Genomic DNA, 22,350 nt, shown 5'->3' on the forward strand with positions numbered 1-22,350 from the left:
AAAGCCCGCACCGCCAAGGTGCCCGCAAGGCCATTGAGTTATTATGGTTATTGTGGAGAAATGATGTATCGGCCACGATCTCGATGTGGATATATCAGTTCAAATATCTTTCACGAAATACGTGAAAAGGTGAGCAAATAATGCTTTTTACAGATCCGGTATTTATTTTCTTATTTTGCCCTGCCGCAATCATTATATTTCATGCCGCAAATGCGTGGCGGCCTGGGCTAGCTATCTGCTGGCTCGCCGGCGCATCGGCTTTCTTTTACGGCTGGTGGCGCTGGGAATCGCTTTTCCTGCTGGCCGGGTCCATTGGCTTCAACTACCTGATGGGACAAGTGATTGCGGGTCTGAAGGCTCCGGCGCAAACCCGCCTCCGCCATCTTGTCCTTGGAGCGGCCATCGGAATCGATCTGGTGGTTCTCGGCTACTTCAAATACGCCAATTTCTTTGTGCAGACGGTAAACGGCGTGGCGGGGACGGGATTATCCCTGGGCGACATCGTCTTGCCACTGGGAGTATCCTTCTTCACCTTCACCCAGATCGCTTATCTGGTGGATGTGGCCAGGGGGCAGGTGACGGGATCGCGCTTTGCGGATTACGTTCTGTTCGTCACCTATTTCCCCCATCTGATCGCTGGCCCGGTCATTCATCATGCCGAGGTGATGCCGCAATTCCGCAAGCCGCTCCAAGGCTCGGCCATGCCGGATCTCGCGGCAGGCTTGACCTTGTTTATCATCGGTTTGTTCAAGAAGACGATGCTGGCCGATAGCGTTGCCCCGTTTGTTGCCCCGACCTTTCAGGCCGCATCCAAGGGTTGGGCACTGTGTTTCGTGGATTCCTGGATGGCGGCCACTGCCTATGCCATGCAAATCTATTTCGATTTCTCCGGCTATTGCGACATGGCTATCGGCTTGTCCTTGATGCTGGGGATAAGACTTCCGGTGAATTTCAATTCACCCTACAAGGCCGTCAATATCTCCGAGTTTTGGCGGCGTTGGCACATGACGCTGTCGCGGTTCCTGCGCGACTATCTCTATTTTCCTTTGGGAGGAAACCGCAAGGGCCGGGGTCGGCGCCACCTCAACCTGATGATCGTCATGGTACTGGGGGGCGGATGGCATGGGGTGGGCTGGACCTTCCTGGCCTGGGGTGCGCTGCACGGTGCCTATCTGGTGGTCTATCATCATTGGGCCGAGCACATCCGCCCCAGTCTGCCGGCCAAGATGGTGTCGGGGAGGGTGTGGCGGGGAGCGGGCGTGCTGCTGACCTTCGCCTGCGTCACGCTGGCCTGGGTGTTCTTTCGGGCTCCGGACATCGAAACCGCGGGACGCATGGTTCACGCCATGCTGGGGCTGGATGGCCTGACGGTCCCAGGCCCCTCGGGATTGGCGCCCGCGTCCCTGGCGGGGAGGACGGTGGAGGCGCTGTTGGGACAGGGTAACCCCATGCCTTATGTTCCGCTTCAGGCGGTTTCCCGATTGACCGGCCTGCTGGCACTTCTATGGCTGCTGCCTAATTCCCAGCAGATCATGGCCTCGGCGCGGCCGGTCCTGGGGGAGATCGGGGAGGTGAAGGGATGTCTAACCTGGCGTCCTTCCCTTTCGTGGGGGCTGGGCATGGCGATCCTGGCGGGTGTGGCCATCTGGAACATCGACGTTTCCAGTGAATTTCTGTACTTCCAGTTCTGATGATGCCTTCGAAGTTCTATTTTCTCGCCCTGGCGGCGGTGATGGTGGCAAGCGGACTGGCCGTCCAGATGGGGGCCGGGGTGTTTGCCTGTTCCGCCGGCGGCTATGGGCCGGGGCGCTATCTCGGATATTGCGATCACAAGTATTACGGCAATTTCGACGAGAAGAACCGGTACTGGTCGTTTGATGGCCGATCGGCCGAAGCTCTGGCATCGGCCGAGATTCTCGTTCTCGGCAACAGTCGTACGCAATTCGCCTTCTCCAACGACGTGACCCGGAATTTTTTCGGATCACATGGGTGGAGGGCCTATGTCATGGGGCTCTCAGGGCGGAATTATGGCATCGCTGAAAGTCTTCTGGCGCGCCATCACCCCCATCCGCGCGCGGTGATCGTCAATGCCGATCCCTTCTATGCCCCCGGAGATGGCGGGATGCCGGGATTCGGTCCTTGGGAAAGGGCGCGCGGCTGGGGCCAGTGGTTGGCTCAGTCGGTTCACCGCCGGGTCTGCGGCCGGTGGGCGGAGTTATGCGGAGCGTCGCGGGCCGTGTTTATGTCGTCGGAAGACGGCACCTGGGTCCTGAACGAGGAGTGGCGGGTGGGGGCCATTCCGGCCGGAAGCTTCGGTGCCACGTCGGAGCCGTGGGACGATTCCGGAGTGGCGGGGCTGGCCAGGGAGATGGCGGACATGCTGGGGGTTGAGCCGGCCTGCGTGATTCACACCTATGTCCCAAGCGCCGAAACTCGCCCTTCGGCCGGTCGGGCTCTGCTGGCGGCGGGCTTTGTTTACGTGGAGTTGCCCTTGACCGGGCTGACGACCGTCGATGGCACCCACCTCGACCAGGAGAGCGCCCGGCGATGGTCGAAGGCCTTTCTGGCGTCCATCGAGCCCAGGCTCCGCCAGTGTCTCGAAAAGCGCTGATCTGATCGCGATCAGATTGGCTTGCGCGCCGAGATGAACCAGGAAAAACCCATGATCTCGCCCAGTTTCAGTTCCATGGGGGACTGAATGGGCCAGGGCTCGCCATAGACCAGGACGCCGCCGGGATGGGTGCCGTAACGCTTGATCTGGTATTTGCGATAGAGTCGGCCGAGCTTGGGCACCAGATACCAGAAGAAATCGGCCTTGCGATAGGTCAGACCCTCGAAGGCGGCGAACAGACGCCTGATGCCCGTAGCGGTGTAGCAGCGGGTGATGGGGTTGGCCACGGTCTGGCGATGCTTGCCGCCCCATTCGGTGGCCTTGCCCAGCCAATTGGGGTCGCGGAAGGCCTTGCCCATCAGGAGGCCGATGGGCAGAAACATGTTGATCCAGTAGTGCCACGAGCTCTTGCAATAGAGCATGATCACCGCTTGTCCGCCGGGCTTCAGGACGCGGAAAACCTCGGCGACGGCCCTTTCGGTGTCCAGGGTGTGGTGCAGGACGCCGTTGGAATAGACGATATCGAAGGTGGAATCGGCAAAGGGCAGGTTTTCCGAATCGCCGTTGAGGGCGTGGCACTGTTCCGCCCGCTCGCCCATCAGCCGGAACTTGGCCTCCGTGGCGCGGGCGCGGGCCGGGGTGATGTCCAGGCTGGTCATGTGGGCGCCATGCTTGGCGAACAGCGCGGAATGGCCGCCAGCCCCGGGGCCGATCTCGAGAACTCTTTTTCCGGCCAGGTCGGCCAGGGGCATCTCCACCACCGCCATATGGCGCCGGAAGCGGAACATGTCCTCGAGATCGTCGAGGGACTTGAACAGCGCCTCGCGGGTCAGCCCGGCATCCACATCCTCGTAGAGGGAATTGTACAGCGCCTTCCAGAAGGCCTGGATGTCCGTCTTGGCGGGAGCCGTCATTTATACCCTCTCAAAGCCCAGCAGGATGCAGGTGCACAGCCAGCGGTCGAGGGGTGAGGCCTCGATCAGCGGCTCGACCGGACGCAACATCCGGAACAGCCATTCCGGCGTCATGTCGGGAAAGAAATTGAACCGTTCCACCCGATAGGGCCGGAACCCGGCGGCGGCGAAGATTTTCGTCAGCTCATCGACCCGGAAGCTCTCCTCCCCGGCGGCGCGATAGCGGGGGGTGAGCTCGGCCAGCTTGCGGCCGAAATTGTTGCCGTTGGGCTCGAGAATCACCACCCGCTTGGCGACCTTGCCCAGGCAATTGACCACCGCCGGGGTGAAGCTCTTGATATGGTGGAGGATCGCCATCAGGAAGCAGGAATCATAGGTTCCCAGGGACTCCAGATCCATGGTGGTGATATCGGCCACGCGGAAGTCCGCATTGGCCGCGCCCTGGGCCCGGGCGCGGGCGATGGCTGCTTCGGACACATCGAAGGCCTCGACCTTGCCATAATGCCGGGCCAGCTGCTTCGCGGCGAAGCCGCCGTCGCCGCAGCCCAGCTCCAGGACCCGCCCATCGCCGGGGGTGCCCATGGCATCAGCCAGGGCCATGGTCTTGGCATAGACCCGTTCCATCACATGGCGGGCCACCACCGGGCTGGCGAACACCGCGTTCTCATAGCCCATTTCGCCGGCGCGTTCCCAGAAGGCGCGGGATTCGACGGTATCAACCATGAAGGCTCTCTCCGTAACGTCTGGCGCGCAACAGAGCGTCGAGATCGGCAAGTCCCTGATGGGAACCGACCTCGTAGAAGCGCTGGAAAATCTCGTATCCGGCCAGGTGCCCCTGCTTGACCAGGCTGCCATAGAGCGCCGCGAGATCAAAGGCCTGGTCATCGGGCCAGGCTTCCAGCGCCTCGGCCTTCATGACGCCCAGACCGTAATCGATGTGCAGCATGGCGGGCGTGCGATCCACCTTGTCGTAGCGCTGGATGCGGCCATCGCTGAACTCAACGTTGCTGGTGTCCCACAGGCCTTCATTGCGGAAGACGGTCATCAGGGCTGGCTGGCCGCTGGCCCGGAAGGCGGCGATCACGGCGGCGTAATCGATCTCCAGCCAGCTATCGCCGTAGAGAATCTGAAACTCGTCGCCCAGCAGGGGCAGGGCCTTGCGCAGCGCGCCACCGGTGCCCAGCAGGGGCTCGCCGTCCCAGGAATAGGCAACCTCCAGGCCGAAGCGGCGGCCATTGCCCACATGCTCCTCGATCATGTTGCCCAGATAGCCGGCGCAGATGACCGCGCGGCGTACCCCCTGACCGGCCAGCAACTCCAGCTGCCAGTCGATGAAGGGGCGCCCGGCGACCTCCACCAGGGATTTGGGGATGGTCTCGGTGATGGGACGCAGCCGGGTGGCGAGGCCGCCCGACAGGATGGCCACCGGCGGCAGATTCATTGGACGACCACCTTGGTGCCCTCGAAGTCGAAGCGCAGACGCACCTCGGACAGGCCGGCACCCAGCATGGCGTGGCGCAGCTTGATCTTGTTCTCGGTATAGAACATCAGGAAGCCGCCGCCGCCCGCCCCGATCAGCTTGCCGCCGATGGCACCGTTGGCCATGGCCAACCGGTACCAGTCGTCGATCTTCGGATTGGACATGCCACCCGAGCGTTGCTTCTTGTGCTCCCAATGCTCGTGCATCAGCGTGCCGAAGGTGTGCAGGTCGCCGGTCTCCAGCGCCTGCTTACTGCGCAGTCCAAGATCCTTGACGTAATGCAGGTTGGCGACCATGCCCTGGTCGTCCTTGCGGGTCTTGTCGTCCTGTTCCTTGAGGATCGACGAGGCCGAGCGGGAATAGCCGGTGAAGAACATCACCAGGCTGTCTTCCAGGTTGTGCTGGATCTCGTCGGACAGCGCCAGTGGCCGGGCTTCGACGCTGTCATCGGGATTGAAGGTGAAGGCCGTGATGCCGCCGAATGCCGCGATGTATTGGTCCTGCTTGCCGATGGGCTCGCCACAGCGGTCGATCTCGATGTGGCAGGCCTGTTCCGCCAGCTCCTGCGGGTGGATCAGGTTCTTCTGGTAGGTGTGCAGCGCCGCCAGCAGGGCGGTGGTGAAACTGCCCGAGGAGCCCAGCCCGGTACCGGCGGGAATGTCGGCCATGCTGGTCAGTTCCAGGCAGCGGCCGGGAATGCCCAGCAGGCCCAGGGATTCGCGCACGATGGGGTGCTGAAGCTCCGAGGCGTTGGCCACCCGCTCCATGCGCGAATACTTGACGATCAGATCCTCGACGAAGGTCTCGTGCAGGGTGATGTAGACGTAACGCTGAATCGCGGCGGCGATCAGGAAGCCGCCGTGGTCGCGGTAATAGGACGGCAGGTCGGTACCGCCACCGCCGAGAGTGATGCGCAACGGGCTGCGGGTGATGATCATGGGCGGCTCCGGGGGGCGTAGGCCTGTTCAATGATACGGTGCATGGCGACGGCGTCGTCGATGTCGCCCGAGGCGCGCCGGCCGGTGGCGATGGCGGCGGCGAAATCCTCCATCTCGCGATCCCATGACCTATCCGGGAACGGCCATTCCCAGGTGGTGGTCTCGGGCGGCCCCATCTCGGGGAGCATGCGATAATAGGTCAGGCGTTCGACGCCATAGCTTCCACCCAGGCCGTCGATCGCCAGCTTGCCGTCGCGGCCGCAGATCTCGAACGAGAACATGTTCTTCCATTCGGTCCAGGTGGCATGCAGCCAAGCCAGCGCCCCGCTGGTGGGCGAGCGCAGGGCGAGGAAGCAATTGTCTTCCACGTCGATGTCCCAGTAATAGGTTGGCACCGCCGCGTAATCCAGTTCCAGATCACCCAGGAACCAGCGTGACAGATCGATCAGATGGGTGCCCTGGTCGATCAGCTCGCCGCCACCGGACAATTCCTTCTTGCAGCGCCATTCCTGGTCATAGCCCACGCGGCCGCCATGCCCGTAGCGGCCGCGGATATACATCAACGGCCCCATTTCACCCGTATCGAAAATCTCTCGGGCCTTTTGCAGGGCGGGATGGAAGCGATGGTTGAAGCCCACCTTGACCACCACGCCCTTGGCCCTGGCGGCCTCCGCCACCCCGGCCACGTCGGCGCTGCTCATGCCCGCAGGCTTTTCCACCAGCACATGCTTGCCCGCCGCCACGGCGGCCAGGGAGATTTCAGCCAGGGCACCGTGATTGGTGGCCACCATGACCGCGTCAAGATCGGCGGCGATCACGTCCCGCCAATCGGCGGTCGCCATGGCCTTGTGCCGCGCCGCCAGGGCCTGGGCGCGGTCCAGGTCCAGGTCGGCGACCGCAACCACGGGATGCTTGCCCGCGGCATTGGCACGCTTTTGTCCGATCAGGCCGCAACCGATGATGCCGATACGCATGGGCTAATCGTTCCCCCAGGTCTTGCCGCGTTCCTTGGGCAGGATACGACGCAGCGTATAGATGTCGCCGCCATCCAGGTCGTCCTTGTGCTCGTGCAGGGTCTGCCACGGATCCCACACCGCCGCCAGCAGGCGGCCGCCGATACCGTCGCTTTGCGCCGAGGCGAGATAGACGCACAGCGAGGCCGGAACCTCCAGCGGCGTGCCGCCCTCGGCGCGGATCTTGACCATGCGGGCGTGGAAGGCCTCGCCCACCCGTTCGGGGCCGGCGTCGATGACCTGGTCCATCAGCCGGGTCGCCAGGGCGCCGGGGGCGATGGCGTTGACGTCGATGCCCAGATGCTTGACCTCTTCCGACAGGGTCTCGGTGAATCGTACCACCGCGGCCTTCGAGGCGGCGTAGGCCGACAGCCGGGGCAGGGGCTGGGTGGCGCCGCCGCCCGACAGATTGACGATCTTGCCGTAGCCCTGCCGCCGCATGAGGGGCAATACGGCACGGCAGGGATAGACGGTGCCCAGCAGGTTGATGGAGATGGCATCGGCCCATTCGGCCCAATCCACCTCGTCGATGCAGCCGGTGGGACCGTAGACTCCGGCGTTGTTGACCAGGACGTCGATGCGGCCCAGCGTTTGGGCGGCAAAAGTCACCAGGGCGTCCACCGAGGCGGGATCGGCCACGTCGGCGGTCTGGGCCAGAATCCGCTGTCCGGGGGCGGCGCGGGCGGCGAGGCGATCGCGAATCTCGGCCAGCTTGCCCTCCGAGCGGGCGCACAGCACCACCGAGGCGCCGGCGGCCACATAGGCCTCGGCGATGGCGACGCCCAGCCCATGACTGGCTCCGGTGATGATGGCGTTGCGTCCCTTAAGCGGCATGAGGTTCCTAACTCCTTGGCTCGGCAATGGTTCCAGTCAGCAAGGACCGGCGCATGGCCAGGGCGGTGCGCTGCCCTTCGGCGGCACGCTCGAGGGCGGCCAGCGGCTGTGCCTCGCCGCGGCAGCAGGCGAGGACGTGGCGCATCTCGGCCATGAACATCTCGTTGCGTTCGAACCCGGGAAACTCGGTCCGCTGGCGTCCGCCGTCGGCGACGTTGTCTACCACCACCGTGTTTTCGGCAAGACTCCATGTGACCACGCCGTTCTCGCCCCGCACCACGATGGAGGCCTGGGCCGGGCGCTGGACGAAGGAGGTCGCCAGGGTCACCGGCAGGGGCCGCCCGTCCCGGCGGCAATCCATCAAGGTGGTGGCGGTGTCCTCCACCGCCAGGTCGAGGGGGGACAGGGCTCCGCCCAGGGTCCACAGGCTTTGGGGCCGCCCGAACATCTCGACCAGCAGGTCCAGCAGATGAATCTCGGTGAGAATCACGCCGCCGCCCAGGTCGGCGCGGCCGGCATAGAAATCGGTGACGCTCTCATAGGGATGCCAGGCGGGCAGGAAGGAATGGGCCTCGGCCCGCACACCGTAGAGCCGGCCCAGAACGCCCGAGGCAACCACCTCCATCAGGCGGCGGACCGCGGGGTTGAAGCGCAACATGTAACCCACATGGATCGGCGTCCCGCTGTCCCGGACGGCGTCCAGGATGGCATCCAGCTCGTCATCGGTGGCACAGACCGGCTTTTCCAGCAGGGTCGGGATGCCGGCCCGGGCCAGGGCGATGGCCTGGGCGGCATGGACGCTGGTCGGGCTGGCGACAACCGCCAGAGTGGGGCGGAATTTCTCCACGGCCGTGGCGATGTCGGGGAAGGTCCGGATGCCGTATTTCGCGACGATATCGACGCCCATGTCGGCGCTGAGATCGGATCGGATTTCAAAAGCGCGGCCCAGATGCCGCACGGCCGCCAGTTCCGCATCGGGTTCGATCCGGCGCAGATTGCGCAGGTGACGCTGGCCGACACCGCCAAGGCCCAGGAACAACGCGCGCGTGGTCATCATCCCACCTCCACCGGTATGCCGCCGGCCAGGGAGTCCAGCATGGCCATGGCGATGTGATGTCCGTCCATGGTCTGGGCGAGCGACGGCTCGGGCGGTCTGCCTTCGGCCAGGGCCGCCAGGAATTCGGCCATCTCCGCCGCGAACATGGAATTGCGTTGGAAATCAGGAAGTTCGTAGATCTCTCGCTGGCCGGCCATCTCGTCGTCGAGGCTGACCCTCGCGGCCAGCAGGTCCCATTCCAGCCGGCCACGCTCGCCGTTGATGGCAAGGCGCCGCGCCGAGGGCCGTTCCACCATGGACATGTGCAGGCTGACCGGAAAGGGCCGCCCCTGTCGGCGGTATTCCAGCAAGGCCGTTACCGTATCGTCCACGTCGGGACCGCTGCCCGACAGACGGCCGCCGACACACCACAACCGCTCGGGCTTACCGAACAGCAGACCCAGCAGATCGGTATTGTGGGTTTCGCTCAGAATCACGCCGCCGCCCAGGTCGCGCCGTCCCAGATAGAAGGACTCGATGGGCTCGTAGGAATGGTTGCGGATCAGCCAGTTGTGGCAGATGGACTGGGCCGACAGCAAAGGCCCGATGCGTTCCTCCGCCAGCCATCGGGCCAGACGGCGGGTGGCGGGGTGGAAGCGCTGCATGAAACCGGCCATGACCGGCACGCCGCGCGCCTGGGTCTCGGCCAGCAGGGTTTCGGCCGAGGCCCGGTCGCAAGCCAGCGGCTTTTCCAGCAACAGCGGGATTCCCGCCTTCACCAGGGTCAGGGCGGTGGCGGCATGCAGGCTGGAGGGATTGGCCACCACCGCCAGATCGGGGCGCCAGTCCACACCCTGAGACAGGTCGGTGAAGCACTCGATAGCATATTTGGCAACGATATCGGTGGAATGGTCGGGAACCAGATCGTCGCCGATCTCGAACGTCCGGTCGCGGGTCCGGACCGCGCCGATTCGGGCATCGGGACGCTGACGGAGCAGATTGCGCAAATGGCGCTGCCCCACCCCGCCCAACCCTATGAACAGCGCCTTCATGACGGCAGCAATCCTTCGGCCTTCAGGGTGGCTATGGCGGCGGGCCAGAATGGCTCGTCACGGGTTCCCGGCATCTTGATGTAATCGGCGATAAAGCGGTCATAGACCCCGTCATCGATCGTCAGGTCGCGGGGAAGATCCAGACGGGCGGGGTCGTCGATCATCTGAACGCTTTGGCCCAGGGCTTCGGCATAGGCAGTCAGGGCGATCTCGTGCCACCAGTGGCGGGCCTGGCGGCGGGTGGCAAGGATCATGATCGGCTTGCGGAACATCACCGCCATGGTGATGGAGGTGCTGCGATGGGCCAGGACCAGACTGCTTTCCGCGATCAGACGGTCGGTCTGGCCCTTCAGGATGACGCGGTCGCCGAACAGACCCGGGCGCGATTCATAGTCGGAACGGGGTGAGGCGGCGATCACCACCGTCAGGCCCAGTTCGCGCTCAACCCGGTCGAACACGCCGCGCAGGGCGCCGTAATAATGGTCGGGATCTTCCGGCGGCTCGGCGTTGACGCCTGCCAGATCGCGGTGATAGGGCAGGTACTCGTCCAGGAAGACGGCCGTTCCGGTCGGCTTGCTGGCGGCGGCGGCAACCCGCAGGAAGCGGTCGTAATCCATGGAATGGACGAAGACCTGCCGGGTGGCGGGACCGGCATGGCGATTCAGCCCCACCGAGCGGGCTCCGCTGTAAAGAATGGCGTCGGCATGGGGAATCCCCAGCCATCCGCGCGGCAGCCGGGCGATCAGCGAATCCATGAGGTCGATATTGGGCAGTCGCTTGCAGATGTCGGCCAGCCGGGCGCCCAGACGGCCTTGCTCGGCGCGGAAACGGTTGAAGCCGGGATAGATGTTGGTGGAATGGGTGATCCACGGCCTCGCGGCCCCCGCCACAGCCCGGAAGATGGGCAGATTGCCGCGGGTGAAGCCACTGGTGCCGCATAAGCAGAGGATCAGGTCGGCGCGAGCCATCTCGCCCGCTTCTTCCGCCAGCATGGCGGTGCTTTCGATCCGCCGCAGCCGGAAGCCGGAAAAACCACCATAGGCCGAGCGGTCCTGTTCCAGATGGGGAAAGGACAGATCGGCGCATTCCAGCACCGTGACCGAGAAGCCGTGCTCCATCAGGCAGGCGATCCCCCAGCGGTCGAGATCACGGGGGGCCAATGCCGATTCGATCAGATAGACGATACGGCCGCCTACCACGTTGTTCGCCCGCCATCGGCCGAGATCACGGCGCCGTTCATGTAGCTCGAGGCGTCCGTGCACAGGAACTGGACGGCACCGCGGTACTCGTCCTTGCGAGCCATGCGGCCCAGGGGAATCAGCCGGCTCAGCTCGGCCACGAAGGCATCCGGCTGACCATTATAGACGCCGCCGGGGCACAGCGCGTTGGCGCGGACGCCGCGATCGGCCCAATAGGTGGCGAGATAGCGGGTCAGGCCGATCAATCCGTGCTTGACCACCGAATAGGTCACCGGCTTGACCGGCTGCTCGTCGGGCTCCAGGCCGGGCTTGCGGTACAGCCGCTGATCCGGCGCAATCAGCCCCAGATCCGAGGCGATGTTGAGGATCACGCCGCCGCCCTGGCGGGCCAGATGGGCGCCGACCACGCGCGAGCACAGGAAGGCGCCGGTCAGTCCCACCGCGATGTCCTGGCCCCAGGCCTCCAGGGGAAAGTTCTCCAGCCGCGACCATGACGGGGCGCCTCCGGCCGGCACCTTGGGGTCGTTGGCGGCGTTGTTGATCAATCCGGCCAGCTTGCCGTCGCACGAGGCCAGGGTTTCTGCCAGACCGGCCTCCACCGCCGCCTGGGAGGTGATGTCCACCCTCAGGCCGTGACAGGGAGCATTCCATCGGGCGGCGATGGCGGCCGCCGCCTCGGCCACGGATGGGTTGAGATCCCACAGTACCGGAATCCCTCCGATCTCGGCGATGGCGGCGGCGTGCTCGACCCCCAGCAGGCCCGCGCCGCCGGTGATGATCACCGCGCGTCCGTCCAGACGGAACCGTGACGGCGCGCTCACGTCATGCCCTGCGACTGCTTCCATTCTTCCCATTCCTCCGGGGTATCGATCTCCACCAGCCGTCGGGCGGTCTCGTCGTCCAGCATCACCGGCAGGGTGTGGGGTCCGATCAGCTCGCTGTTGAGCCCATCGACCGCTCCGGCGCGGCAGCAGGCCAGGTAGTGGTAATAACGCCAGGCTGGAGGCCGGTCCTGTCGGCGGAAGGCGTCATTGGGGATGTACTGGCTGAGGACGCGGCTCGTCTCGTCCCATTCCCAGCAGGTCCAGGGATGGCAGGGGGCGGGAATGAAGCTGAGCAGGCTGGGCGCATTCTCCTGCTCCAGCATGGCCCGCGCCCGGTCGAAATCGGCGCGGTCCTTATAGAGCACGGTCAGATAGAACAGCCACAAGGCATCGTCGTCGGCCAGTTTCATATCGTCGACGATGCGGCGATAGACCTGCTTGATGGAGACGGCCGGGCCGGCCAGTTCGGCGGGGCGGAGATGGATATCATAACCACGTCCGCGCGCCATCTCTTCCACCACCGGATCGTCGGTGGAGACGATCACCCTGGAAATCCAAGGTAATTGGGCCAGAAAGTCGGCGGTGTAGTCGAAGAAGATGCGGTTCTTGCCGGGAAAGCCCATGCTGCCGGCGCGGGCGGGGATGATGGCGACGTGCGTCATGATGCCTGTCCATCCGGCCAAAGCGCGGCCAGCCACTCCAACTGGCGGCGGAACACCGCCACGCCCTCGTCGTCGCGGAAGGCCTGCATGATGAAGGGGCCGCGAAAGCCGACCTGGGCGACACAGTCGATCACCGCGGCGAAATCGGCATCACCGGTGCCGAGCACGACCGAGCCGCCACCCAGGACGCGGTCCTTGATGTGAAGGTCGCTGATGCGGCGTCCATAGGCCGCGAACTCCTCGCGCGGCTTGAAGCCCAGGGCGGCGCTGTTGCCGATGTCGTAATTGACGGTGATCCGGGGTGACGGCAACCGCTCCAGCAGGCGGGCGAAGCGGACGGGGTCCAGATCGGTTTCCAGGGACAGGTTGAGCCCGGCTTCCTCGGCGGCCGGCAGGCAGGCTTCCAGCGCGAGGGCCAGGCGCTCGAAATCCCCATCATCGGCCAGCCGCGACTGATCGACGCAGGGCACAACCACGTCGGTGACACCGATCTCACCCGCCCGCCGGATCAGCCGCAGCATGACCGCCAGACTGTCATCGGCCGTTGCAGGCCGGTGCAGCGGCGCCTCCATGAAGTAGTCGGCGCAAACGGTTCGCACCGCCACGCCGGTCTGGGCGGTGGCCGCCAGGATCGCCGCCGCCCCATCACGGGCCAGCAGGGGGTTTTCCTCGGCTCCGTCGAAATCGAGAATGAACTCGATCAGCGACAGGCCCAGCGAAGCCGCGACGGGAAACTCGTCCCGCCAGTAGCCGCGCGGATGCGCCTGATAGCGGCCCTGATACTTGGGCAGCAGGCGCCCCTGCATGACGCCGATGGGGGTGGGCAACGGCATGGCGGCCAACCGGTCCTAGAGGCCCATGGCGGCGGCGGTGGGCTTCAGTTTCTCGCGCGCCTTGCGCTCGGTCTCGGTGACGCGCTTGACGCCGTCGCCCATGGCGCGCTCGACGGCACGGACCATCTTGACCAGCTTTTCCAGGCCCACCAGTTCCACCGAGGCGGCCTGGTCCGAACCGTACATGGCGCGATCCAGGGTGATGTGACGTTCCAGCGAGCTGATGCCCATGGCTGCGGCGGCGACGCTGACGGCGAGGCCGGTCTCGTGGCCGGAATAGCCCACATCGCAGCCATAGCGCTGACGCAGAGTGTCGATGCAGCGCAGATTGGCGTCGTCCACCGACATGGGGTACGAGCTGTTGCAGTGCATGATCTCGAAGGGGCACTTGGCGGCGCGGAAGATTTCCACCGCGGCGTCGATTTCGGCCAGTTCGTGCATGCCGGTGGAGATGAAGGTGTGCTTGCCTTCCTCGGCGATCAGCTTCAGCAGCGGAAAGTTGGTCAGCATGGCCGAGGCGACCTTGTTGTACTTGCAGTCGAACTGACGCAGAAAGCGCTGGGAATCCACGTCCCAGGCCGACGCGAACCAGGCGATGCCCTTCTCGCGGCAATAGGCGTCGATCTCGCGGTACTGCTCCAGCCCGAATTCCAGGCCTTCCTTCTGAGCGCGCTGGGTGGTGCCCCAGGGGCTCTCGCGCGGGCCGTCCAGGGTGGCCTTGTCATAGACCTTGTCGATGGTGCGCTTTTGGAACTTGACGGCATCGGCGCCGAACCGGGCGGCGCCGTCGATCAGCTTTTTGGCCAGGGCCATGTCGCCGTTATGGTTGATTCCGATTTCAGCGATGATGAAGACAGCCATCAGACGGCACCTCCGGGGCCAGTAAGGATATCAAGGAATTCGCGCAGCACGCCTTCGCCCCCCCTGGCGCGGGTCACCGCGCAAGCCAGGGCGAGAATCAGGGGATGGGCATCGGCCGGGGCGACGGGGAAGCCCACCAGCCGCATGGCCTCAAGATCATTGGTGTCGTTGCCCACATAAGCGGTCTTGGTCAGGTCGGCCCCGATCCCGGCGGCATACTTGGCCAGTGTGGTCGCCTTGTCGTCGACGCCCTGGATCACCGGAATTTTCAGCTTTGCCGCCCGTGCCGAGACCACGGGATTGGCCTCGGTGGAAATGATGATCTGACGCAGGCCGCGCTTGCGCAGGGCGGCGACCGCCATGCCGTCGCCGCGATGGCAGAATACCGCTTCGCGGCCGTCCTCGGAAACCAGGACGCGGTTGTCGGTCATCACCCCGTCGAAATCGTAGACAATCAGGTCGAGCTGGTCGAGCCGGGGGGCGGCACCGGACTTGGTCATTCCGTTCCTCGCGGCAGGCTGATACGGAGCAGTTTGGGATGCAGCACCCGCTCGGTCGGCAAGTGGAGGGCCGCGCGTTCGAAAGCGTCCAGCGGATGAACGAGGGCGGTGATCAGCACCGCGTCCACCTCGCCCAATTCGGCAAGGCCTCGGACCACCGGCAGGCCCAGCAAGTCGCCCTCCCGTTCTCCGTCGATGACCGCAAGAGGCCGCAGCGACAGCTCGCTGGCGCACAGAACCGCAATCTCGGTAAGGTCGGAGGCGCCGAAGAACGCGACCCGGGTCCAGTCCCGCTCGACGCAACGGCGCAGCAGGTCGGAATACTGGGTGCGGGCCTGGCGGAACAGGCTGAAGGATTGCGAGACGAATTCCGCCGTCAGCCGGCTCTTTTCCACGAAGCCGTGGGGCGTCAGGTAATAGGCGTAGCGTTGGGCCGGGACCTTGGAGATCTTGACGTAGCCCTTGCGGATGCAGCGTCCCAGATAGGCGTTGGCCAAGCCCAGGGCGATACCCAGACGGCTGGCCATGGAGCGCTGGCTGACCGTGGCACTGTCCTCGATCATGGACAGCAGCTGGAGGGTGATCTCGCTCTCGTTGTCGATGGCCATGAGGCTGGATGTGCCCAAGAAATTGCGCCCCCCCTTTACCATGTTCACGGCGTGAACGTCAACGAATGGAGCGCTTACTTCAGCCGGGCGGCCAGACGCCGCCCCAGCGCGATTCCGGGGCGTTCCAGGCAGAGATGAACCAAAGCGGCCAAAGCCAGCGCCAGCGCGATGTTGACGCCGGGCCAGATTCCGACGGTCCCGAACAGGCGGGGCACGACGGGGTGCAGCAGATAGAGGCTGTAGCTGATGTCGCCAAGGCGCCGGACCGGCCGGGCGTTGATGGGCATGAGCTTGCTCAGCACCAGGAAGACGACGAGGGCGAACAGGTGGTTTCCCACGAAGGAGGAATAGTTGTCGGCTCCGATCCACCCATCGCCGAAGACCAGGCGGCCGATGGCATACAGGATGCCGAAGGCGAAGACGCAGAAGGCCGATATGGTCCAAGGCTTCCAAAGCCGGTCCACGTCAAGGCGGTGGAACAGGGCGCCGATGAAGAAGATCGCCAGGAAAAGCGGCAGCGAGAACGGCAGCGACACCCCCGCGTACCGGCGGGCGGCGGCGGCGGCCAGGGCCAGCAGGAGCAGGATTCCCACCAGGACGGTCAACCGTCTGGCCGACCCCAAGATTCCCAATGGCGCCAGGATCGTGATCAGGACATAAAAGACGATCTCATAGAACAGCGTCCAGAATACGCCCAGCACGTCGGGCTGGCCCAGCGCCGTCTGGATCATGGTCAGGTTGGCCAGATAGGTCCATGGGCCGTAGGATCCGCCGAACGGCCCGCCCTCGACCAGCATGACCAGGAGCACCGCCAGCCAATAGGCGGGATAAAGGCGGAACAGCCGCCGCACCCAGAACCTCGCCACGGTGCGAAGCAAGGGCCGAGCGAGCGGCAGCTTCAAGGTCAGGGCGATGGAATAGCCGCTGACCAGAAAGAACAGAAGCACGCCGGTACGACCGGCGTCACCGACCCAGGGGATCGGATGCAACTCACCGACATGGTAGGTCACCACCAGCATGGCGGCGATTCCGCGCATGGAATCGAGCCAGCCGAGGCGTGGTGGCGTATCTGGCGCCCTGGTCGTGGCCGAGCACTCCGGGATCAGAGCTTGTAGCCAGCCGCCTGGGCGTCGCGATAGAACATCTTGACGGTCTCCAGCGAATACTCGGCCAGATCCTTGCCCACCAGCGCCAGCTTATCCAGGACGTCCTTGGTGGCGGTGATGATGTGGCAGCCGGTCTCGTCGGCCTGGAACACGTTGAGCAGTTCGCGCGGGCTGGCCCACAGCAGTTCGGCCTTGGGCTTGTCCTTCATCAGGGTCAGCGCCTGGGCCATCACGGGAACCGGATCGACGCCGGTATCGGCGATGCGGCCGGCGAAAACGGAAATCACGGCGGGAGTCTTGGCGTCCAGGGCCTCGGCCACCTCGGCCACCTGCTCCAGGGTCAGTATGGCGGTGACGTTCAGGGCCACGCCCTCGGCCGACAGTTTGCGGATCAGCGGCGCGGTGGATTCGCCCTTGGTGTTGGTCACCGGAATCTTGATGTAGGTGTTGCCGCCCCAGGAGGCGATGACCCGGGCCTCGCGTTCCATTTCCGCCAGTTCATCGGAGAAGACCTCGAAGGAAATGGGCAGATCCCCCACCGCCTGCAGCGCCAGTTTGGCGAAGGCGGCATAATCGTCGATTCCTGCCTTGCGCATCAGGGTCGGATTTGTGGTGAAGCCCTTGATCATGGGGTTCTTGGCAGCTTGGCGCATGGCCTCCACGTCCGCCCCGTCCATGAACAGCTTCACGCGCAAAGAAGAGACCTTCGACATGATGGATAGACCTTTTCGTCCGATATGGCCCTGGGCATATCTGCTCAGGGCGCTTGGTAGGCCAGTTGCCCCAGCCTTGTCAATGGCGACCGGAACCGACCGTAATCCAGCGCAGCCCGGGCTTTCCCCCCAGATTGGCCTCCAGGAAGCGGTTGGGGTCGATCACCAGCGGATTGGCCATGGCCGCTGCCGCGCGGCCGGCCTCCAGCTCGCGGAACTCGGGCCATTCGGTCATGACCACGGCCGCATCGGCGGCGGCCAGGGCGCAATCCATGGTCTCGGCCAGGGTGATGATGCCATTGAGCTCTGGCGGCAAGGCGATGACCGCCGGATCGAAGCCGACCACGGCGACGTCCTCGGCGGCCAGGGCGCGGGCCAGTTCCACGGAGGCGGACCGCCGCAACGTGTCGGTGCCCGGCCGATAGGCCAGCCCCAGAAGGGCGACCCGCTTGCCGCGAAGTTGCCCCAGTTCCAGCCGCAAACGCTGCAAGGGCCAGTTCTTATGGGCGGTATTGCTGGTCAGGACCGCGCCGAACAGGCGGCCCGGCAGGCCCAGACGGTGCTGCATGCCGTCCAGGAAGGTGACGTCGCGGGCCAGTGTCCCGCCGGCGAAGCTGCCGCCGGGACGGATATAGGCCTTGGGGCCGACGCGGGGTTCGCTTCGCAGCGCACGTTCCACTTCTCCGGCGTCGGCGCCCATGTTCTCGCAAATCACCGCCAGCTCGTTGATGAAGGTGACGCAGGTGGCGAGATAGGCGTTGAGCGCGTGCTTGCTCATCTCGGCGGATTCCACCCCGATCCACAAGACGGTGTCGCTGAACTTTGCCAGGACGGGGGCGATCACCGCGCGGGCGTGTTCATCGCGGGCTCCGACGATGATTCGTTCCGGCTTGCGGAAGGCGTCCAGCGCCTTGCCCAGGCGCAAATTTTCCGGGCTGTAGGCAAAGGAGGCCCTGCCCTCGGGACGCAGCCGGGCAAAGGCGGCCTCCAGGACCGCCGTGCTGCCCACCGGCAATTGCGACGAGATCAGCACCACTGCGCCATCGGCCAGATGGGGCAGAATCGCGCCGACCCGCTTCACCACGTAATCCACGTCGGCGTGGTCGTCGTCATCCACCGGGGTGTCCCAGGCAACCCAAACCAGATCGGCTCCGGTCACGGCGGATTCGAGGTCGGCGGTGAAGGACAGGCGGCCGGAATCGAGGCCGTCCTTGACCAGATCCTCGAGACCGGGTTCGAACAGCGGCGGCTTGCCCTGACACAAGCCGGCCACGGCGGCGCCATCATCGTCGCCTCCCATTACCGTGAAACCAGCCGAGGCCAGACAGGCGGCGGTCACCGAGCCCAGATGCCACAGGCCGAGAACGCAGATCTTCATGCCCTCTGCTCCAGGACCCAACGATTGGCCTGCAGCCATTCCAAGGTGCGGATCACGCCGTCGCGGATGGTCAGCTTGGGCGTCCAGCCCATGGCGCGAATGCGTGCCGTGTCGAGATAGATGAAAGGGCTGTCGCCGATCCAGCCGCGCTCGCCACCGGCATAATCCAGGCGCGGCCTCACCCCCAGGTGCTCGCAGATCCAGCCGATGGAATCGTTGACCTCGGTCCAGCCGTCCACCCCCAGATTGAGGATGTTCAGCGGGGCCTCCGAGCCGTCGATGGCGGTCAGCATGGCATCCAGGCAGTCCTGGATATAGAGGTAGGATTTGCGCTGCTTGCCGTTGCCCAGCACGTCGAGGCGGGTGGGATCGGCGAGAAGCTTGCGATAGAAATCGAAGACGTGGCCGTGGGTGTAGCGCTCGCCAAGAATGGAGGTGAAGCGGAAGATGAAACCCTGGAAGCCGAAGCCGGTGACATAGGCCGAGATCAGCCCCTCTCCCGCCAGCTTGGAGGCGCCGTACAGCGATGTCTGAGTGGGAAAGGGAGCATCCTCCGGGGTGGGAAACACCTCGGGCTCGCCATAGATCGAACCGGTGGAGGAGAAGGCGATGCGCCGCGCTCCGTTGGCTCGCATGGCCTCCAGAACATTGAAGGTCACGATGGTGTTCTGTTCCAGGTCGCGGCTGGGGTGATGAGTGCCGAACCGCACATCGGCATTGGCGGCCAGGTGGAACACGAAATCCACCCCCGCCATGGCCTCGGTCAAGCTCTTGGTATCCAGCAGGTCGGCTTCCACCAGGCGAAAGGCGGGATTGGCCAGGGCGCCTTCGAGAAACCGGATCTGGCCGGTGGACAGGTTGTCATAGGCGGTGACGCGATGGCCCAGCGACAGAAGGCGGTCCACCAGATTGGAACCGATGAAGCCGGCTCCTCCGGTCACCATGACGTGGCTGTGTTCCATGTCGTCTCCTCTTGAACTAGCAGTGGGTCAGGGTTTGCGCGCCACCGCGAAGCAACGGATGCCAAAGGGCAGCCGCGCCAGCCGCGCCAGCTTGGCCTCGATCCGCATCAGGGCGGTCAGCGGGCCGTTGAGGCGGCCCGACCGCTGATTGGCGCTCAGCGCTTGTTCCAATTGCGCCTTGGCGTCGGCCGGCGGCATTTTCTGGTGGCGGCGCTTGGTCCAGGCGAAGGGGGGATAGAGGAAGAAGCCCATGTGATTGGCCTCCTCCACGATCAGGCCCGCCTGTTCGACCAGGGCGACCAGATCCTTCAGATCATAGCGGCGGTGATGCATCCAGGCCTGATCGTAGAAGTCGAACAGATGCCGGCCGGCCGGCAGTTCGATCACCGTGATGCCGCCGGGCTTGAGCAGGCGGGCCATCTCGGCCACCGCCCGGCCATCATCCTCGATATGTTCCAGCACGTTGAGCGCCACCACCGCGTCCATGGAGGCGTCGGGCAGCGGACAACGGGTGAGGTCGAAGCGAAGCAACGGAACCGGGGGCAGCGTCCGGGCCAGTCGGACCAGCGGCTCCAGCACGTAATCGGAGCCGATGACGAAAGCCTCGGGCAATTCCCGGACCAGGTCGGCCAGCAGGTAGCCTGACGAGCAGCCCACTTCCAGGATGGTCGGCGCCCGGACCGGAAGGTGGCGCCTCAGCGCGGCCACCGCCCGTTCGCGCGAGGCGATCTCGATGAAATGGCGGCCGCCATGCATGTCTTCGAGCGAATCGGTGAATTCCTCGGTCCAGCCCGACAGGCCCACATCATAGGCCAGGACAGGCTCGCGGTGGTCACCGATCTGGAAGCCGCCGCCCAGCCATTCCGGAATCGGCCCGGTGGATTCGGTGGGAGGGAGCGCAAAGGGAAATGGTCGAGGCAATGAAGGCGACCCTACCGGCTGGGAAGCCAGGCGCCTCCGTAGCGCCCGTCCAAAGGGGGGTTATGCACATGTGGGGCGGCGATCGCAACCCCGCTCTCTCGCCGTGCGGGGCGTAAGCTCGGGGAAACGCTGCCGCCGTCACCGTCAAAGCTTGACTAAGCAAGTTTGGTATCAATATAAAAGCTCCTCTAATAGCCTTGAATATCCACACTGTTCTCGTTGGATTTATGTGGCGATACGAGAATTTGCTTCCTCTGGCGGTGGGCGGAGGGCTATATCCGTGTCGCTCTGAGATGGCCGAGGCGCGCCGGTTCCGCCGATCGGGCCGCAGGAAGGTGGTTTCGATGAAAATTACCCTGATTCAGACTCCGTGGTCGGACGCTTCGCATCGCGAGTACAAGGGTGTGGCCAAGCGCTATGCCCTGTATCCTCCGCTGGGGCTGCTTTACCTGACGGCGGCGGTGGAACGCAGCGGCAGGCATCAGGCCGACGTCATCGACCTCGAAGTCCGCAACATGCACATCGACGAACTGGTGACGCAGATCAAGGCCAGCGGGTCCGATCTGATCGGTTTGACCGTCACATCACCGGTGTTTCACCTGGGCCAGGCCCTGGCCGCCGCCCTGCGCGAGCGGCTTGATCAGCCCATCATCGTCGGCGGTCCTCACATCACCGTGGTCAAGGAAGAGGCATTCACCCCGGAATTCGACTTCGCCGTGGTGCAGGAGGGCGAGGAAACCCTGGTCGAATTCATGGACCAGTTGGAGGGGGGCAAGGATTTCGCCAGCGTGAAGGGCCTGATGTGGCGTGACGGCGAGGGCCGCATCGTCACCAACCCGCCGCGCGCTTTCATCAAGGATCTGGATTCCCTGCCTTTTCCGTCGCGGGAAAAGCTCGATCCCATGGATTACGTCTTCGAGGTTCCCAACCAGGGCGTGATTCCGGTGGCGACCATCGAATTGACGCGGGGCTGCCCGTTCAAATGCGTGTTCTGTTCCGAGCCGCTCAATACCGGACGCGGCCTTCGCAAGCGTTCGGCCAAGAACGTCGTCGACGAGATGCTGGACGTGAAGCAGCGGTTCGGCATCACCCATTTCATGACCCTGGATTCCACCCTTACTCTTAATCGCAAGCTGATCGAGAGCTTTTGCGAGGAGTTGATCGCTCGTGACGCCGGGGTGACCTGGGAAGGCCAGACCCGCGCCAATCTGGTGGATGAGGATCTGCTGGTGCTCATGCAGCGGGCCGGTCTGACCCGCATCAGCTTCGGCCTGGAAAGCGCCAACCGTGAGGTTCTGAAGCTGATGCGCAAGGAGGTGGAGCCCGAATCCATGCGCGAGGCCTATCGCCTGTGCAAGAAGCTGGGCCTGTCCACCTTGACCGGCGTGATGATCGGCAATCCCGGCGACACCGTGGAAACGGTGATGGAAACCGCGCGCTTCATTCGCTCCATCCCGGAAATCCGCTACGCGCCATGCGCCATCGCCATTCCCTATCCCGGCACCGAACTGGCCCAGATGGCGGAAAAGGGCATGTACGGTCTGAAGCTGCTGACCAAGGATTACGCCAAGTATTCCCGTTATGCCGGTGGCGTAATGGAAGTCAACGGCATGGGACCTGCCGAATTGTTGCGGCTTCAGCGCCACGCCTTGTTCGTGATGCATTCGACCCCCGGCAAGGCCATTGGCCTGATTGCCCATTTCGGGTTGAAGAACGTGCTGAGTATCGGTCTGAAGATGCTGAAGAGCGAGATCGTGACTCTGTTCGGCGGCAAGGAACCCATGCTGATGGACTCGGTGGCGGAGAACAACACCACCCTGAAAAGCCTGGGAACCACCTTCAAAAGCGACAAAGCCGCCTGACCCTGGAAGGAGCCGGCGAAAGCTGCTATTTATCGGCCTCCCT

General features: G+C 64.5%; 23 protein-coding genes. 3 read left to right on the forward strand and 20 right to left on the reverse strand.

The features are described from left to right. Positions 1–140: 140 nt before the first annotated feature. Both ACV4UZ_RS17010 and ACV4UZ_RS17015 read left to right on the forward strand, forming a co-directional pair. Positions 141–1,691 carry an MBOAT family O-acyltransferase gene (locus tag ACV4UZ_RS17010; RefSeq protein ID WP_491601977.1) on the forward strand — a complete coding sequence of 517 codons (1,551 nt, stop codon included), beginning with the start codon at positions 141–143 and terminating at the stop codon, positions 1,689–1,691. Beyond that, positions 1,691–2,611 carry a hypothetical protein gene (locus ACV4UZ_RS17015; RefSeq protein WP_491601978.1) on the forward strand — a complete coding sequence of 307 codons (921 nt, stop codon included), beginning with the start codon at positions 1,691–1,693 and terminating at the stop codon, positions 2,609–2,611. Before ACV4UZ_RS17010 ends, ACV4UZ_RS17015 begins: the two co-directional genes overlap by 1 nt. A gap of 11 nt (positions 2,612–2,622) precedes the next feature. Here the strand turns inward: ACV4UZ_RS17015 and ACV4UZ_RS17020 are convergent, their stop codons facing one another. The 20 genes from ACV4UZ_RS17020 to ACV4UZ_RS17115 form a co-directional block, all read right to left on the reverse strand. After that, positions 2,623–3,525 (reverse strand): class I SAM-dependent methyltransferase, encoded by a 903-nt coding sequence (locus ACV4UZ_RS17020; RefSeq protein WP_491601979.1) that lies wholly within the window; start codon positions 3,523–3,525, stop codon positions 2,623–2,625. Beyond that, complete coding sequence (locus ACV4UZ_RS17025) at positions 3,526–4,248, reverse strand: class I SAM-dependent methyltransferase (RefSeq protein WP_491601980.1); 723 nt, start codon at positions 4,246–4,248, stop codon at positions 3,526–3,528. After that, complete coding sequence (locus ACV4UZ_RS17030) at positions 4,241–4,966, reverse strand: nucleotidyltransferase family protein (protein ID WP_491601981.1); 726 nt, start codon at positions 4,964–4,966, stop codon at positions 4,241–4,243. The genes ACV4UZ_RS17025 and ACV4UZ_RS17030 overlap by 8 nt, the downstream gene beginning before the upstream one ends. Continuing rightward, entirely contained in the window at positions 4,963–5,943 is a 981-nt protein-coding gene (locus tag ACV4UZ_RS17035) for a GHMP family kinase ATP-binding protein (protein ID WP_491601982.1), read from the reverse strand. Before ACV4UZ_RS17035 ends, ACV4UZ_RS17030 begins: the two co-directional genes overlap by 4 nt. Further along, entirely contained in the window at positions 5,940–6,917 is a 978-nt protein-coding gene (locus tag ACV4UZ_RS17040; protein WP_491601983.1) for a Gfo/Idh/MocA family protein, read from the reverse strand. The genes ACV4UZ_RS17035 and ACV4UZ_RS17040 overlap by 4 nt, the downstream gene beginning before the upstream one ends. Positions 6,918–6,920: 3 nt before the next feature. Beyond that, positions 6,921–7,790, reverse strand: a complete 870-nt coding sequence (locus ACV4UZ_RS17045; RefSeq protein ID WP_491601984.1) for an SDR family NAD(P)-dependent oxidoreductase — start codon at positions 7,788–7,790, stop codon at positions 6,921–6,923. 7 nt (positions 7,791–7,797) lie between these two features. Beyond that, positions 7,798–8,847: a Gfo/Idh/MocA family protein gene (locus ACV4UZ_RS17050; protein ID WP_491601985.1), complete on the reverse strand. Its 1,050-nt coding sequence runs from the start codon at positions 8,845–8,847 to the stop codon at positions 7,798–7,800. Further along, complete coding sequence (locus tag ACV4UZ_RS17055) at positions 8,844–9,878, reverse strand: Gfo/Idh/MocA family protein (RefSeq protein WP_491601986.1); 1,035 nt, start codon at positions 9,876–9,878, stop codon at positions 8,844–8,846. The genes ACV4UZ_RS17050 and ACV4UZ_RS17055 overlap by 4 nt, the downstream gene beginning before the upstream one ends. Next, positions 9,875–11,077 carry a hypothetical protein gene (locus tag ACV4UZ_RS17060; protein ID WP_491601987.1) on the reverse strand — a complete coding sequence of 401 codons (1,203 nt, stop codon included), beginning with the start codon at positions 11,075–11,077 and terminating at the stop codon, positions 9,875–9,877. The genes ACV4UZ_RS17055 and ACV4UZ_RS17060 overlap by 4 nt, the downstream gene beginning before the upstream one ends. Then, complete coding sequence (locus tag ACV4UZ_RS17065) at positions 11,071–11,922, reverse strand: SDR family oxidoreductase (protein WP_491601988.1); 852 nt, start codon at positions 11,920–11,922, stop codon at positions 11,071–11,073. Before ACV4UZ_RS17065 ends, ACV4UZ_RS17060 begins: the two co-directional genes overlap by 7 nt. Beyond that, positions 11,895–12,563 carry an acylneuraminate cytidylyltransferase family protein gene (locus ACV4UZ_RS17070; RefSeq protein WP_491601989.1) on the reverse strand — a complete coding sequence of 223 codons (669 nt, stop codon included), beginning with the start codon at positions 12,561–12,563 and terminating at the stop codon, positions 11,895–11,897. The genes ACV4UZ_RS17065 and ACV4UZ_RS17070 overlap by 28 nt, the downstream gene beginning before the upstream one ends. After that, on the reverse strand, positions 12,560–13,396 hold the full coding sequence (locus ACV4UZ_RS17075; RefSeq protein ID WP_491601990.1) for a sugar phosphate isomerase/epimerase family protein: 837 nt from the start codon (positions 13,394–13,396) through the stop codon (positions 12,560–12,562). The genes ACV4UZ_RS17070 and ACV4UZ_RS17075 overlap by 4 nt, the downstream gene beginning before the upstream one ends. 15 nt (positions 13,397–13,411) lie before the next feature. Beyond that, entirely contained in the window at positions 13,412–14,257 is an 846-nt protein-coding gene (locus ACV4UZ_RS17080) for an N-acetylneuraminate synthase family protein (protein ID WP_491601991.1), read from the reverse strand. Continuing rightward, entirely contained in the window at positions 14,257–14,757 is a 501-nt protein-coding gene (locus ACV4UZ_RS17085) for a KdsC family phosphatase (RefSeq protein WP_491601992.1), read from the reverse strand. The genes ACV4UZ_RS17080 and ACV4UZ_RS17085 overlap by 1 nt, the downstream gene beginning before the upstream one ends. Then, positions 14,754–15,383 carry a winged helix-turn-helix transcriptional regulator gene (locus tag ACV4UZ_RS17090; RefSeq protein WP_491601993.1) on the reverse strand — a complete coding sequence of 210 codons (630 nt, stop codon included), beginning with the start codon at positions 15,381–15,383 and terminating at the stop codon, positions 14,754–14,756. The genes ACV4UZ_RS17085 and ACV4UZ_RS17090 overlap by 4 nt, the downstream gene beginning before the upstream one ends. A gap of 56 nt (positions 15,384–15,439) precedes the next feature. Further along, a complete protein-coding gene (locus ACV4UZ_RS17095; protein ID WP_491602436.1) occupies positions 15,440–16,471 on the reverse strand; it encodes an acyltransferase family protein in 1,032 nt (343 codons plus the stop codon). Then, on the reverse strand, positions 16,468–17,160 hold the full coding sequence (locus ACV4UZ_RS17100) for a transaldolase (protein WP_491602437.1): 693 nt from the start codon (positions 17,158–17,160) through the stop codon (positions 16,468–16,470). The genes ACV4UZ_RS17095 and ACV4UZ_RS17100 overlap by 4 nt, the downstream gene beginning before the upstream one ends. Positions 17,161–17,263: 103 nt before the next feature. Beyond that, positions 17,264–18,562, reverse strand: coding sequence for a nucleotide sugar dehydrogenase (locus ACV4UZ_RS17105; protein WP_491601994.1), 1,299 nt, complete (start codon positions 18,560–18,562; stop codon positions 17,264–17,266). Continuing rightward, complete coding sequence (locus tag ACV4UZ_RS17110; protein WP_491601995.1) at positions 18,559–19,524, reverse strand: NAD-dependent epimerase/dehydratase family protein; 966 nt, start codon at positions 19,522–19,524, stop codon at positions 18,559–18,561. The genes ACV4UZ_RS17105 and ACV4UZ_RS17110 overlap by 4 nt, the downstream gene beginning before the upstream one ends. A 27-nt stretch (positions 19,525–19,551) precedes the next feature. Next, positions 19,552–20,445: a methyltransferase domain-containing protein gene (locus ACV4UZ_RS17115; RefSeq protein WP_491601996.1), complete on the reverse strand. Its 894-nt coding sequence runs from the start codon at positions 20,443–20,445 to the stop codon at positions 19,552–19,554. A gap of 344 nt (positions 20,446–20,789) precedes the next feature. Here ACV4UZ_RS17115 and ACV4UZ_RS17120 point away from each other — a divergent pair, with 344 nt between their 5' ends. Continuing rightward, positions 20,790–22,307 carry a B12-binding domain-containing radical SAM protein gene (locus ACV4UZ_RS17120; protein ID WP_491601997.1) on the forward strand — a complete coding sequence of 506 codons (1,518 nt, stop codon included), beginning with the start codon at positions 20,790–20,792 and terminating at the stop codon, positions 22,305–22,307. The last annotated feature ends 43 nt before the right edge of the window (positions 22,308–22,350 follow it).

The sequence above is a fragment of the Paramagnetospirillum sp. genome, assembly GCF_058402745.1.